The 13,319-nt window shown below is 59.5% G+C and carries 12 protein-coding genes and 1 pseudogene; 9 read left to right on the top strand and 4 right to left on the bottom strand.

Going from position 1 to position 13,319, the window contains the following annotated elements; genetic code table 11:
- Positions 1-500: 500 nt before the first annotated feature.
- Positions 501-1,769: an MFS transporter gene (locus CPter91_RS09445; RefSeq protein ID WP_167595150.1), complete on the top strand. Its 1,269-nt coding sequence runs from the start codon at positions 501-503 to the stop codon at positions 1,767-1,769.
- Between the two features lie 13 nt (positions 1,770-1,782).
- Here the strand turns inward: CPter91_RS09445 and CPter91_RS09440 are convergent, their stop codons facing one another.
- Together CPter91_RS09440 and CPter91_RS09435 are read right to left on the bottom strand one after the other, a co-directional pair.
- Positions 1,783-2,592, bottom strand: coding sequence for a hypothetical protein (locus CPter91_RS09440; protein WP_061939603.1), 810 nt, complete (start codon positions 2,590-2,592; stop codon positions 1,783-1,785).
- Between the two features lie 8 nt (positions 2,593-2,600).
- Positions 2,601-2,801, bottom strand: coding sequence for a hypothetical protein (locus tag CPter91_RS09435; protein ID WP_061939601.1), 201 nt, complete (start codon positions 2,799-2,801; stop codon positions 2,601-2,603).
- Between the two features lie 178 nt (positions 2,802-2,979).
- On the opposite strand from CPter91_RS09435, the gene CPter91_RS09430 reads away from it, so the two are divergent.
- The 4 genes and pseudogenes from CPter91_RS09430 (at position 2,980) to CPter91_RS09415 (ending at position 6,410) form a co-directional block, all read left to right on the top strand.
- On the top strand, positions 2,980-4,026 hold the full coding sequence (locus tag CPter91_RS09430; RefSeq protein WP_061939599.1) for a methionine ABC transporter ATP-binding protein: 1,047 nt from the start codon (positions 2,980-2,982) through the stop codon (positions 4,024-4,026).
- Positions 4,027-4,174: 148 nt separating this feature from the next.
- A pseudogene (locus CPter91_RS09425) lies at positions 4,175-4,833 on the top strand (methionine ABC transporter permease).
- Positions 4,834-4,898: 65 nt separating this feature from the next.
- The gene (locus CPter91_RS09420; protein ID WP_061939597.1) at positions 4,899-5,708 is read left to right on the top strand and encodes a MetQ/NlpA family ABC transporter substrate-binding protein; all 810 of its coding nucleotides are present in this window, start codon (positions 4,899-4,901) and stop codon (positions 5,706-5,708) included.
- Positions 5,709-5,828: 120 nt separating this feature from the next.
- The gene (locus CPter91_RS09415) at positions 5,829-6,410 is read left to right on the top strand and encodes an ATP-dependent Clp protease proteolytic subunit (protein WP_061939595.1); all 582 of its coding nucleotides are present in this window, start codon (positions 5,829-5,831) and stop codon (positions 6,408-6,410) included.
- 109 nt (positions 6,411-6,519) lie between these two features.
- On the opposite strand, the gene metE is transcribed toward CPter91_RS09415, so the two are convergent.
- Positions 6,520-8,820: a 5-methyltetrahydropteroyltriglutamate--homocysteine S-methyltransferase gene (gene metE, locus CPter91_RS09410; RefSeq protein WP_061939593.1), complete on the bottom strand. Its 2,301-nt coding sequence runs from the start codon at positions 8,818-8,820 to the stop codon at positions 6,520-6,522.
- 157 nt (positions 8,821-8,977) lie between these two features.
- Here metE and CPter91_RS09405 point away from each other — a divergent pair, with 157 nt between their 5' ends.
- Positions 8,978-9,898 (top strand): LysR family transcriptional regulator, encoded by a 921-nt coding sequence (locus CPter91_RS09405; RefSeq protein ID WP_061939591.1) that lies wholly within the window; start codon positions 8,978-8,980, stop codon positions 9,896-9,898.
- 23 nt (positions 9,899-9,921) lie between these two features.
- Here the strand turns inward: CPter91_RS09405 and CPter91_RS09400 are convergent, their stop codons facing one another.
- Positions 9,922-10,509, bottom strand: coding sequence for a CVNH domain-containing protein (locus CPter91_RS09400; RefSeq protein ID WP_061939589.1), 588 nt, complete (start codon positions 10,507-10,509; stop codon positions 9,922-9,924).
- 250 nt (positions 10,510-10,759) lie between these two features.
- Between CPter91_RS09400 and CPter91_RS27505 the strand changes: the two genes are divergently transcribed.
- The 3 genes from CPter91_RS27505 to CPter91_RS27290 all read left to right on the top strand — a co-directional run bounded on the left by CPter91_RS27505 (position 10,760) and on the right by CPter91_RS27290 (position 12,782).
- Positions 10,760-10,891, top strand: a complete 132-nt coding sequence (locus CPter91_RS27505) for a hypothetical protein (RefSeq protein ID WP_257722463.1) — start codon at positions 10,760-10,762, stop codon at positions 10,889-10,891.
- A gap of 71 nt (positions 10,892-10,962) precedes the next feature.
- The gene (locus CPter91_RS27295) at positions 10,963-11,673 is read left to right on the top strand and encodes a PepSY domain-containing protein (RefSeq protein WP_236905993.1); all 711 of its coding nucleotides are present in this window, start codon (positions 10,963-10,965) and stop codon (positions 11,671-11,673) included.
- Positions 11,646-12,782 (top strand): M4 family metallopeptidase, encoded by a 1,137-nt coding sequence (locus tag CPter91_RS27290; RefSeq protein WP_236906041.1) that lies wholly within the window; start codon positions 11,646-11,648, stop codon positions 12,780-12,782. Before CPter91_RS27295 ends, CPter91_RS27290 begins: the two co-directional genes overlap by 28 nt.
- Positions 12,783-13,319 lie beyond the last annotated feature (537 nt).

The following is a 13,319-nucleotide window of genomic DNA, read 5'->3' as shown; positions in this document are numbered from 1 at the left end:
CTGGTAGCAATTGGAAACGAGGAGCGCAGTCAGCCCCCAAAAAAGCGCGCGCCTGTCGGCGCCGTGGAGATGGTGTCAAGCCTTGATCTGAGACGTGTGCTTAAGAAGCTGCTTCAGCAGCGGCAGACTCTGCGAAGAGACAGGATGGACAAGACTGCGGATGGGTGAGCGTGCACATGGAATTCTCTTGGCGTAGGAAACAAGATGGTTATGGACATCGATTGCAGCAGCCGGCCTTCAAAGGCGGCAACCAGGAATGGCTGCCATCGCCGCATTTTTCTGATTGCGAGGCAAAAACCATCACGGTGCTGCAGCTTGGATACGGTGCAACACAGTTACTTTACAGAAAGCAACAAACGCCGAAACTGTCACTTTTCACAGGGTGTTGCAATGCGCAAATTCCAAGTAGACTATTCTGTCTTGTATCTTGCCGTTGCAGCTGGGACGGCGGCCACGGCGCGCCCGATCATTCCAACACCCACACTCCCGCCATGACCGAGATGAGTAAAGAACTTGCATTGGAAAATACGGCTGCCGCCGATCACGCCGGGCTGCCGCCGGTGTTGTTGCACCGCGGTTTCCTGCTGTTGATGACGGGTTCTTTCGCGGCCTTCCTGGGGGAACAGCTGACTACCGTGGCTTTGCCATGGCTGGTGCTGAAACTGAGTAGCGACAGCGTCGCGCTGGGTCTGGTGCTGGCATTGATGGCGGTGCCGAAAATTCTTTTCCTGGTGATCGCCGGCGTGCTGGTGGACCGCCATTCGCCACGCGCCGTGCTGCTATGCGCACTGACCGGCGGCGTCATCCTGCTCACGGGCGTAGGCACGCTGCTGCTGTACGACATGCTGGCGCTGTGGATGATGTATCTGTTCGCTTGCGGCATGGGGCTGGTAGGCGCCTTCGCCATTCCGGCGCGGGTCGCCATGCTGCCCCGGCTGATCCACCCGCAGCAGCTGCAATCGGCGAATGCGGTGCTGATGGGGATCACCCAGGTTTCCCTGCTGGGCGGGCCGCTGCTGGCCGGCCTGCTGGCGACCTCCGCCGATGGGCTGGGACTGGTTTTCCTGTTGAATGCAGCTTGTTTCCTGATCGCGGCAGCCACTGTGCCGCGCCTGCTGCCGCGCACGCATGCTGTCGCAGCCGCGCAACAAACCGAGGGGCCGCTGCTGGCCACCATCGTTCCGGCATTCAAATGGCTGTGCTCGGATGGCGTGCTGAGGACGTTGATCAGCTACTGGGCGGTGGTCACCTTGCTGGTAGCCGGACCGGTGCAGGTCGGGCTGCCGCTGTGGGTGGATCGCCAGCTGGGCGGCGGCGCTTCGGCCTTCGGCATACTGATTGCCGCGAACGGCCTGGGACAGCTGATCGGCATCGTCTGCTCCGGCCTGCGCGCCAGGAAAGTGGTGCATCTAGGGGTCGCGGTCTGCCTGATCGACGGCTTGACCGGCATGGCCGTGCTTGGCATGGGCTTCACGCATGTGCTGGAGATCGGCCTGGCGCTGATGGTGGCGGTCGGCATCGGCGCCGGCTATGTCCAGGTCGGCTTGTTCACGTGGATACAAAGGCGCATTCCGACCGCACTCCACGGCAGGGTACTCAGCATACTGATGCTGATCCTGATCACCAGCGCGCCGCTGTCCGCCCTGCTCGCCGGTTACCTGATCCGTTATGTCACGCCGTCCCAGCTCTTCATCTATGGCGGCGCGGCCTTGTCGCTGTTTGCCATGCTGATGCTGCTGCATCCGAAATTGCGGCAATTGCGCAACTAGCAAACCCGGCACTCTAATCGTGTGTGTCGGCTTCGCTCAGCGAGTCGACGGCAGGCTCCGGCACATCGTCGTCGCCGAGCCGGTCCATCCTGATGTATTCGATGTTGAGGGTAATCGCTTCGCTATAGCGCAACACAAAGTAGTCGCCCTCGACCACGTAGAAACGCTCCAGCTCTTCCGCGATGCTGGCGCCGTCCGGCTTGTCGGCCGACAGCGGACGCCGCATTACTTTTTCCAGGATCAGGCGGTCCAGGCTGCCGTTGGCGTCGACAAAGAAATTATCGAGGATGCCGGTGAACAGCACCGCCTGCCCGGCGACGTTGACGATGGCCGATACCGAGATCAGGTCCGGCCGCTGCTCTTCGTCGAAATCGGCGCCGGTCAGCAGGTAGTACCAGGGCGCCTGGTTGAAGCGCAGCCAGGGAACATACCAGCCGGCGTTGGCGCGGTCCAGGCGATAGCGCGTGATCATCAGGCGGAAACCGTTCGGCACGATCCAGGCGCCGGCATACAGGCTCAGGAAATAGGCGCAGATCCAGGAAAACTGCAGGGCGATGCCCTGGATCGCCTTGGCCTGGCTGGCGGCGTCGGACGACAGCAGTTCCAGCAGCAGCAAAGGCTGCAGGGTGCGGCCGAACAGCCAGGCCGCAGCCAGCAGCCAGAGCGGATGGAACACGCAGTTCCACAGCATGGCCTCGGTGACAATCTGTCCGAACGGTGAATAATCGAGGGAAATGCGCTCAGCCCGCTTGAAGCGCGAACGAGCGATGAAACCAGGAAGCAATAGCAGGAAGACGATGAGAGCAGGTAGCGCTACGTTCATCGTACCGCTCAGGCGGCCTTGGGGACAACGGTAAGACGGTACAGGACGGTGCCCTCTTGCGCAGAATGCAAGCTGATCACGTCGTCCGTGGCGACCGTGGTAGACAATGAAGGCTGGGAATTCTTGCTGGCCAGATAGGCGCGCAGCTGCAGCGTCGCGCTCGGATCAGCGAGAACTCTTTTGGCCAGTGCGCTCTTGAGTGCTTTCATAGTGTGTCCACTATGCCATAAAAAAGCAATTTTTGCATGTTATCGCCGCACCATCCTCATGCCGCCACGACAAGCCCTAACAACAGGATTGTTATATATACATAACGATATATAACTTTGGCGTATATAGAGTCGCTGCTAAAATTGCAAGCCTGACTGACCAATCTGAAGCAAATCCGTGATCCGCATCGAGCAACTGCATAAAACCTATCCACTGGAACGCAATGCAAAAAGCCAGGCGCCCGCCGTCGCCGCATTGTCTGACATCAATCTGCATATCAAAAAAGGCGAAATATTCGGCATCATCGGCCGCTCCGGCGCCGGCAAGAGCACCCTGATCCGCACCCTCAACATGCTGGAACGCCCTTCCAGCGGCAAAGTGCTGATCGAGGGCGAAGACATTACCACACTGGACAACGACGGCCTGCACCGGCTGCGCCAGCGCATCGGCATGATTTTCCAGCATTTCAACCTGCCCAGCGCCAAGACCGTGGCCGCGAATATCGACTGGCCGCTGAAGATCACCGGCAAGTACACGCCGCAGGAGCGCGCCGCCCGGGTGACCGAGCTGCTGGCGCTGGTCGGCCTCAGCGAACAGCGCGACAAGTACCCGGCGCAGCTGTCCGGCGGCCAGAAACAGCGCGTCGGCATCGCCCGCGCCCTGGCTAATACGCCGCACCTGCTGCTGTGCGATGAAGCCACCTCGGCGCTGGATCCGGAAACCACCCAGGCCATCCTGCGCCTGCTGCTCGACATCAACCGCAAGCTGGGCCTGACCATCGTGCTAATCACGCATGAGATGCAGGTGATCCGCAATATCTGCGACCGCGTGGCGGTGATCGAAGGTGGCCGCATCGTCGAAAGCGGCGAGGTGGCCGAAGTGTTCCTCCATCCGCAGCATGCGGTGACGCAAAGCATGGTGGCGGAAAGCACGCCGTTTTCAAGCGAGACCGCATTGCAGCCGTCGACCGTACCGGGCGCCAGCCAGCTGCGCGGCCTGCTGGTGCGCCTGACCTATGTCGGCGACATCACCTATCAGCCGATCCTGAGCAGCATCGCCGCCGCCACGCCGGCCTTGATCACCATCCTGCAAGGCACCATCGCCCGCATCAAGGACACGCCTTACGGCCAGCTGCTGGTGGAAATCCGCGGCGAAGCCGCCGACGTCGCGCAGGTCTTCACCACGCTGGACCAGCACAACATCCGCCATGAGGTACTAGCATGATCCTAGCTTCCTCAGTTGACCGCTTGCTTCACTCTACAATTCAGATGGACACATACTTATTTTCGTTCGATAACCGCCGCCAGGTAAATGACCAGCGCTACAGGCGCGATTGCACACTCGCGCCTGTCCAACTGAGGAAGCCAGGATAATGGATTTCTCTCTGATCGACTGGGCTGATATCTGGCAAGCCACCTGGGAAACCCTGGCCATGACCGGCTTTTCCCTGCTGTTCACCATCCTGCTCGGGCTGCCGCTCGGGATCCTGCTGTTCATCACCGGCAAGCGCCAACTGCTGGAACAGCGCGGCATCTACCGCGTGCTGTCGCTGATCGTCAATGTGCTGCGTTCGGTGCCGTTCCTGATCCTGCTGATCGTGATGATTCCGGTCACGGTGCTGCTGGTCGGCACTTCGCTTGGCGTGCTGGGGCAATTCCGCCGCTGGTGCTGGGCACCGCGCCGTTCTTTGCCCGGCTGGTGGAAAACGTCTTGCGCGAAATCGATCGCGGTGTGGTCGAGGCTTGCCAGGCGATGGGCGCCAACAAGCGCCAGATCATTTTCGGCGCCCTGCTGCCGGAAGCCCTGCCCGGCTTGATCGCCGCCACCACCGTCACCGCGATTGCCCTGATGTCGTACGCCGCCATGTCCGGCGTGATCGGCGGTGGTGGCCTCGGCGACCTGGCGATCCGCTTCGGTTACCAGCGCTTCCAGACTGAAGTGATGGTCACCACCGTCGCCGTGCTGGTGGTGCTGGTGCAAGTGCTGCAGTTCTCCGGCGACCGCCTGGTGCAGCATTTCACGCGTAAATAATTTTTTGCAGCTTATTTTTCAGTTATGCAGTCATTTTGTTTTTAAAATTTTAAAAGGGAGTTTCTATGTCACGCAAATTTTCACTGTCGCTGGGCCTGGCCGCAGCGGTATTCTCGACTTTCAGCCTGATCGCCGCAGCACCTGCGCACGCCGCCGACAAGCTGGTGATCGCCGCCACCCCGGTGCCGCACGCGGAAATCCTGGAGTTCGTCAAGCCGATCCTGGCCAAGGAAGGCGTCGACCTGCAGGTCAAGGTGTTCACCGACTACATCCAGCCGGCGGTGCAAACCAACGAAAAGCGGGTAGACGGCAATTTCTTCCTGCACCTGCCTTACCTGAATGAGTTCAAGAAAAGCCACAAGGGCGACCTCGAAGTCGTGGTCACCAAGGTGCACGTCGAGCCTTTCGCCGGCTACTCCACCAAATACAAGAAAGTAGCTGACCTGCCGGACGGCGCCACGATCGCCATTCCTAACGATCCATCCAATTCCGGCCGCGCCTTGTTGCTGCTGTCGCGCCAGGGCTTGCTGAAGCTGAAAGACCCGAGCAATATCTCGGCGACGCAGAAAGACATCATCGAGAATCCCAAGCACCTGAAGTTCAAGGAACTGGAAGCAGCCACCTTGCCGCGCGTGCTGAACCAGGTCGACCTGGCCCTGATCAACACCAACTATGCGATCGAAGCCAAGCTCAACCCGGTCAAGGATTCGCTGTTCATCGAAGATGCCAACTCGCCTTACGCCAACCTGCTGGTGGCACGCGCCGACAACAAGGACAGCCCGGCCGTGAAGAAACTGGCGGCGGCGCTGAACTCGCCGGAAGTGAAGAAATTCATCGAAGAGAAATATAAAGGCGCGGTGGTGCCAGCGTTTTGACGACGCTGCCTGACTGCCAGGCAACAATAACAAAACCGGCCCTCGCGATTTGCGGGGGCTTTTTGGTTTACACTGGTTCTTTTGCAATTAATGAATTCCCCAACACCTTAGAGGCACATCATGGAAGAAAAAGTGGAAACGACCAATGCATCCCAGCGCGACGCCTTCCTGGAAGAGAAAGCGTTCAAGTCACGCACGGTGCTGCTGTTCGGCCAGATCAACGACACCGTGGCGCGCGACATCGTGCGCCAGCTGATCGCCCTCTCCGGCGAATCGAAGGCGCCGATCAATTTCCTGGTCTGCTCGCCAGGCGGCCATGTGGAATCGGGCGATGTGATCCATGACGTGATCCGTTTCATCGATGCGCCGGTCAACATGATCGGCAGCGGCTGGGTCGGCAGCGCCGCGGTCAACGTTTTCCTGTCGGTGCCGAAAGAACGCCGTTTCTGCCTGCAGAACACCCGCTTCCTGATCCATCAGCCAAGCGGCGGCGTCGGCGGCCAGGCTTCCGATATCGCCATCCAGGCACGCGAAATCATCCGCGTGCGCGAAAGAATCGGCGCCTTGATCGCCAAGGAAACCGGCCAGAAGCTGGAAAAAGTGACGGCCGACATCGACCGCGATTTCTGGATGTCGGCGCCGGAAGCGATCGAATACGGCCTGGTGTCGAAATCCATTGTCAGCGCCAAGGAAGTATCTTGAACGCATGACGATCGATTCCGCTAAGGAATAACGCCGTTTGACAAACTGTTAACGGCAAGAGGGGGCGAGTAAATCATTTACTCGCCCCCTCTTTCATTGCACTTCCGGCTTACGCTGCCTTGCGTTCCTGCTCTACCGTCTGGCGCAGACGCTTGGCCGCCAGCACCATGTTTTCCAGCGCTTCGTAAGTCTCCGGCCAGCCGCGTGTCTTCAGGCCGCAATCCGGATTGACCCACAGCCGCGCATCAGGAATCACGCCGCGCGCCTTGCGCAACAGGCGTTCCATTTCGTCGACTTGCGGCACCCGCGGCGAGTGGATGTCATAGACGCCCGGGCCGATATCGTTCGGGTAGGCAAACTCGCCGAAACCATCCAGCAGCTCCATGTCGGAACGTGAAGTCTCGATGGTGATGACGTCGGCATCCATCGCGGCGATCCACGGCAGGATGTCGTTGAACTCCGAATAACACATGTGGGTGTGGATCTGGGTTTCATCGCCAACGCCGGCAGCGCTGATCTTGAATGCGCGCACCGCCCAGTCGAGGTAATGCGGCCAGTCGCGCGACTTCAGCGGCAAGCCTTCGCGGAACGCCGGTTCGTCGATCTGGATCATGCCGATGTTGGCTTTTTCCAGGTCGCAGACCTCATCGCGCAGGGCCAGGGCGATTTGCAGCGCCGTGGTTTCGCGTGGCTGGTCGTCGCGCACAAAAGACCATTGCAGCATCGTCACCGGACCGGTCAGCATGCCCTTCATCGGCTTCGCTGTCAGGGTCTGGGCAAACTGGCTCCAGCCGACTGTCATGGCTTCAGGACGATACACATCGCCGTAGATGACCGGCGGCTTGACGCAGCGCGAACCGTAGCTTTGCACCCAGCCGTTGGCGGTGAAGGCATAGCCCCACAGCTGTTCGCCGAAATACTCGACCATGTCGTTGCGTTCCGGCTCGCCATGCACCAGCACGTCGAGGCCGAGCTGTTCCTGCTTCTCAACCACGATGCGGATTTCCTCGCGCATCTTGTCGAGGTAGTCCAGGTGGCCGATCTCGCCGCGCTTGTAGGCAGCGCGCGCCTGGCGGATTTCCGCGGTTTGCGGGAAAGAACCGATGGTGGTGGTGGGGAATGCCGGCAACTGCCATTTCGCTTGCTGCTTGGCGATGCGGGCGTCGAAGCCGGCAGAGCGTTCAGCATCGGCAGCCGTGACTGCCGCCAGGCGCTTTTGCACCAGCGGATTGTGGATGCGGCTGGAGCTGCGGCGGCTGGCCTGGGCTGCGCGCGAAGCAACGAATTGCGCTTCGACTTCAGCCGCCTTGCCGTTCAGCGCCAGCTTGAGAGCGACGATTTCCGCCAGCTTCTGGGTCGCGAACGCCAACCAGCTTTTCAATTCTTCATCGAGCTTGGGCTCATTGGCGAGATCCACCGGCACATGCAGCAGCGAGCAGCTGGAAGCCACCCACAGACGATCGCCCAGTTGCGCCTGCAGCGGCTTGAGCTTGGTTAATACTTGATCGAGATCGGTACGCCACAGGTTGCGGCCATCGACCACGCCCAGCGACAACACCTTGTCTTGCGGCCAGCCGGCCACGATCTGATCCAGCTGATCGGCGCCACGCACCAGGTCCAGATGGACACCAGCCACCGGCAGCGAGCGCAGCAGTTCGGCATGCTCGCTGACTTCGCCGAAATAGGTCGTCAACAGCAAGGCTGGCGCGCTACCGCTTAATTGCGCACTCAACTGTGCATAGACCGGTGCAAAAGCGTTGCGCCAGGCGGCGTCCAGCTCCAGCGCCAGGATCGGTTCGTCGATCTGCACCGACTCAATGCCGGCGGCGTGCAGGCGCTGCAGCAACTGCTGGTAGCCGGCCACCACTTTAGGCAGCAGATCCAGCTTGTGGCCCAGGCCGGACTTGATCTTACCTTGGTACAGCAAGGTCAACGGACCGACCAGCGCCACTTTCACCTTGTGGCCAAGGGCGCGCGCTTCGGCGATTTCATCGTGCAGCCAATCGATGCCACCGTTGAACTGGACGTCGGCAGTCCATTCCGGCACCAGGTAGTGATAATTGGTGTCGAACCACTTGGTCATTTCCATCGCGAAGTGCTGCTTGCTGCCGCGCGCCAGGATGAAATAGTCGGCCAGGCTCAGCTGCTTCGGATCAAAACCGAAACGGCTAGGAATTGCACCCAGCAAGGCCAACGTGCCCAGGACTTGGTCGTACCAGGCGAAGTCGCCAACGGTGACGAAATCCAGGCCGGCGTCAGCCTGGGCTTGCCAATGGCGGGCGCGCAAGGTGGCGCCGGTGGCGCGCAGTGCGGCCTCGTCGGAGGCGCCCTTCCAGAACGATTCCTGGGCAAACTTCAGTTCGCGGTGAGCGCCGATGCGCGGAAACCCTAATACGTGTGCCAATGCCATCTCTGTCTCCAATAAAAACATGTTCGATGACTCGCATCTTGGACCAGCTTGGATTATGATTCAAACGATAAATATTAAGACTCAACTTGAATTTTACTAATACAGAAGATTTTTTTGATTATTTTGGCAACTTACTAGCAACCTTATCGGCAACCTTATGCAATCCATCCTCGAATTACGCCACCTGAAAACCCTGCACGCCCTGCGCGAAGCCGGTAACCTGCTGCGCGCGGCGACCCTGCTCAATGTCACCCAGTCGGCGCTGTCGCACCAGATCAAGCAGCTGGAAGATCATCACGGCACCACCTTGTTTGAACGCAAATCGGTGCCGGTACGGTTTACCCCGGCCGGCGAACGGCTGCTGAAGCTGGCCGATGCGGTATTGCCACAGGTGGCGGAAAGCGAGCGCGACCTGGTGCGCATGGCGCAAGGCGTCGCCGGCCAGCTACGGATCGCGGTGGAATGCCACACCTGCTTTGACTGGCTGATGCCGGCCATGGATATTTTCCGCAAGCGCTGGCCAGAGGTAGAACTGGATATCGTTTCGGGTTTCCAGGCCGATCCGGTCGGCCTGCTGTATGAACATCGCGCCGATGTGGCGATCGTGGCGGAAGTCGACCCCGATGAAAAAGTCGATTATCACGCCCTGTTCAGTTTTGAAATCGTGGCGCTGGTGGCGCACGATCATCCGCTGGCGGCCAAGGAATATCTGGTGGCGGAGGATTTTGCCGGCGACACCCTGATTACCTATCCGGTGCCGGACGACATGCTGGACGTGGTCCGTCAGGTGCTCAAGCCGGCCGGCATCCAGACCGCGCGCCGCACCACCGAGCTGACAGTGGCGATGCTGCAACTGGTCGCCAGCCGGCGCGGCATCGCTACCTTGCCGATCTGGGCGGCGCAGAATTACCTGACGCGCGATTATGTGCTGGCCAAGAGAATCACCGCCAAGGGCCTGACCGGACGCCTGTATGCGGCCTGCCTGCCCGAGGTGTCGCAGCAGCCCTACCTGGTCGACTTTGTCAGCACGACACGTGAGAGTTGCTACGTCAACCTGCTGAGCGTCGAACTGCTTTGATCGTTGCTATTGCCAGCGGACGATTAGCGGTCGCACTGCAGGTAGCCGTTGATATTGGCAAAGCTGCCGCTCCTGCAGGAACGCACCGAGATTGAGGAGCGTATCCGGCGGTTGTCGCCGCCGCCGCAGGTTGCTTCCAGCACGCCGCCCCGCACCCCGATTTCCGAGCAAGACTGGAGATAGCTGCCTGGCGGCAGGTCTCTGTTGGAACCGCCGTAGCCGCGATCTCCTCCGCCCGTGCATTGCAGGTTGCCGTTGATATTTTCAAAACTGCCGCTGCGACAGGAGGACAGGGGGATTGCGGTCCTTCTGCCGCCATTATCGCCGCCGCAGGTTGCTTCCAGCATGCCGCGCCGCACCACGATATCGCGGCAGGAATCGCGGTAGCTCCCGGGCGGCGTCCAATTGTTGCCGCCATAGCGGTTGTCATCACGGTCGTCGTAGCGATCATCGCGCTGATCGCCATAGCCGCCATAAGCGACCACCGGGGCATTGCCATAGTAGCCGGGAGCGCCCGACTGGTACTGGTTATAGCCGTCGTTGTAAGGACTTGCGGCACAGGCGGCAAACGCGCTGCAGGCAACGACCATCAGCATGGATTTGATTTTCATTTTTTTCTCCTTCAGCGAAACATTTTGTATCGTCACAATTATACTTCGGCAAAACCCGCCCTCCCTGCACGTTTTCCGCTATTACCCTGCTGCGCCACCTCACTTCCCTCCTGTCAGACATCCTCCGGCACGCCCTCGAACAGCCTTGCCTGTAAGAAATAACAGCTATTTCGGCAATAAAAATTCACGTATGTTGCTGCATGACATTTCATTTTGTAACAATACGTAACTTAGGTTGCGCACGCCACAAATGAAATTCATCGCAGGAATCCTGGTCGTCAGCCTCTCTTTCTATGGACTGCAGCAATGGCATCAGGCACAAACGATGTTTCTTTATCAAATGCTTGAGCTGGAGGCCAAGGACGCCCTGGATTGCCGGTAGTGTTTTTGTTCGCGAAGTATCTGGTCACCTTATGTCTTATCCACGCATCAATTTCAAGAGAGTGAGATACCATGAAACCAGTATTACGTCACGTCGAAGGCCCGCTGTTTCAACCGTTGTTCCTGTCGCTGTTGCTGGCGGCAAGCTCAAGCGCAATCGCAGCCGAACGCGTTGATCTTGAGCGCTACACCCCGCAAGTGCAAGCCGCAAAACAAGGCGGCCAAGTCAGCGCCCAGGCCTTTCTCGGGCTCAGCAGCGAGGAACTGAAACCGCTGCGCAGCCAGAACTACGCCAATGGCAAAGTAGTAACCCGCTATCAGCAATATTTCCAGGGCGTGCCAGTGTGGGATCAGGCGATTGTCGAACACCGCGCGGCCAACCAGGCGCAGCCGGCGATGTCCGGCGGCCTGCTGCGCAATATCGATAATGACCTGCCGAGCACCAAGCCGGTCTATGCCGCCGCCGACGTACTGCTGCAAGCCAAGTCGATCGCGCGCGCCGCCGTCACCGAAAACGAGCAAGCCAAACTGTATGTGCAGCTGGGCCAGAACAATGTGGCGCAGTTGATCTACGTGGTGTCGTTCGTCAACAAGAGCGCCGCCAAGCCCAGCCGTCCTTATTACATCATCGACGCCAACAGCGGCGCCGTGCTGAAGCAATGGGAAGGCATCACCCCTTACGAAGCGAGCGGCCCGGCGGCAACGCCAAGACCGGCCAGTATGAATACCAGCCGGGCGGCAAATACGGCCCGCTGGTGGTCGACAGCAACTGCAACATGGTGACGCCTAACGTGGTAACCGTCGATCTGCAGAACGGCAGCAGCGGCAGCACGCCGTTTCATTTCACCTGCCCGCGCAACACTTACAAGGCGGTCAACGGCGCCTTCTCACCTTTGAATGACGCCCACTATTTCGGCAACGTCGTTTTCAATATGTACCAGGCCTGGCTCAACCTGCGGCCGATCAGCCAGACTCTGTACATGAAGGTCCATTACGGCAACAACTATGAGAATGCGTTCTGGGACGGCAGCGCCATGAACTTCGGCGACGGCGCCTCGACCTTCTATCCGCTGGTGGCGCTCGACGTTTCTGGCCATGAAATCAGCCACGGTTTCACCGAGCAGAATTCCGGCCTGGTGTATAGCGGCATGTCAGGCGGCATGAACGAAGCCTTTTCCGACATGGCCGGCGAAGCCGCCGAAAACTACATGAAAGGCACGAACGACTTCCTGGTCGGCACCGAAATCTTCAAGGCCAGCGGCGCACTGCGTTACATGGCCAATCCGACCCAGGACGGCCGTTCGATCGACAATGCGAAGAACTACACCAGCAGTCTCGACGTGCACTACAGCAGCGGCGTCTACAACAAGGCCTTCTACTTGCTGGCGACCACGTCCGGCTGGAGCACTCGCAAGGCTTTCGAGGTAATGGCCGACGCCAACCATTTGTACTGGACCGCCAACAGCACCTTTAACCAGGGCGCATGCGGCGTCGAAAAAGCCGCAGCCGACCGCGGCTATCTGGTGGCCGACGTGACGGCCGCGTTCAAAGGCGTCGGCGTCAGTTGCAGCGGCAGCAGCGGCAACGTGCTGGTCAAGGGCGTGCCGGTGACCGGTATCAGCGTTGCCAGCGGCGGCAGCAATGTGTACAGCATCGTGGTGCCGGCCGGCGCCCGCAATCTGAACTTCAAGCTGTCCGGCGGTAGCGGCGATGGCGACATCTATGTCAAGCTGGGTGCAACGCCTAGCACCACTAGCTACGACGCCAAATCCGACGGCAGCAGCAATGCCGAAAGCGTCACCATCGGTGCGCCCGGCGCCGGCACCTACTATCTTCTGTTGAATGCCTACCGCGCTGTCAGCGGCGCTTCGCTGGTGGCCAACTACCAGTAAGCGAGTAAAGCTGCAAGGCATGACCATTCTTGGCATGCAACCGTAAGTACTCCGTAGTCCGTCAACCGGGGTCAGAGTAATTTTCGCAAAAGGCCGCGAAAATTACTCTGACCCCGGTTGACTGCGTGGGAGTAGCTTTTGAAGTTGGCGTTGCTTTTGAAGTACCCCGCATGCTGACGTTGCCGACGGCGGGCAACGGCTGTGCGGTCGCCTTCTTTTTGGTTACTTTTCTTGCGCCCGGCGAGGGGCAAAGCAAGAAAAAGTGACTGGCCGCCGGGCCACCCCGGCTAGCTTCCACGGAGTAGCAACAGTTTTAGCAACGCACATGCAGTTCTTAGCATGCCAAGACACGTACTCCGTAGCCCGTTAAGTAGGGTCGGAGTAATTTTCGCAAAAAGCCGCGAAAAAAAACTCCGACCCTATTTAATTACGACGCCAAATCCAACGGCAGCAGCAATGCCGAAAGCGTCACCATCGACGCGCCCGGCGCTGTCAGCGGCGCTTCGCTGGTGGTCAACTACCAGTAAGCGCACTGTG

It is taken from the genome of Collimonas pratensis, assembly GCF_001584185.1.
Classification (GTDB): Bacteria; Pseudomonadota; Gammaproteobacteria; order Burkholderiales; family Burkholderiaceae_D; genus Collimonas; species Collimonas pratensis.
Note: the sequence above shows the minus strand (reverse complement) of the source record. Positions and strands in the feature narration are given on the sequence as shown.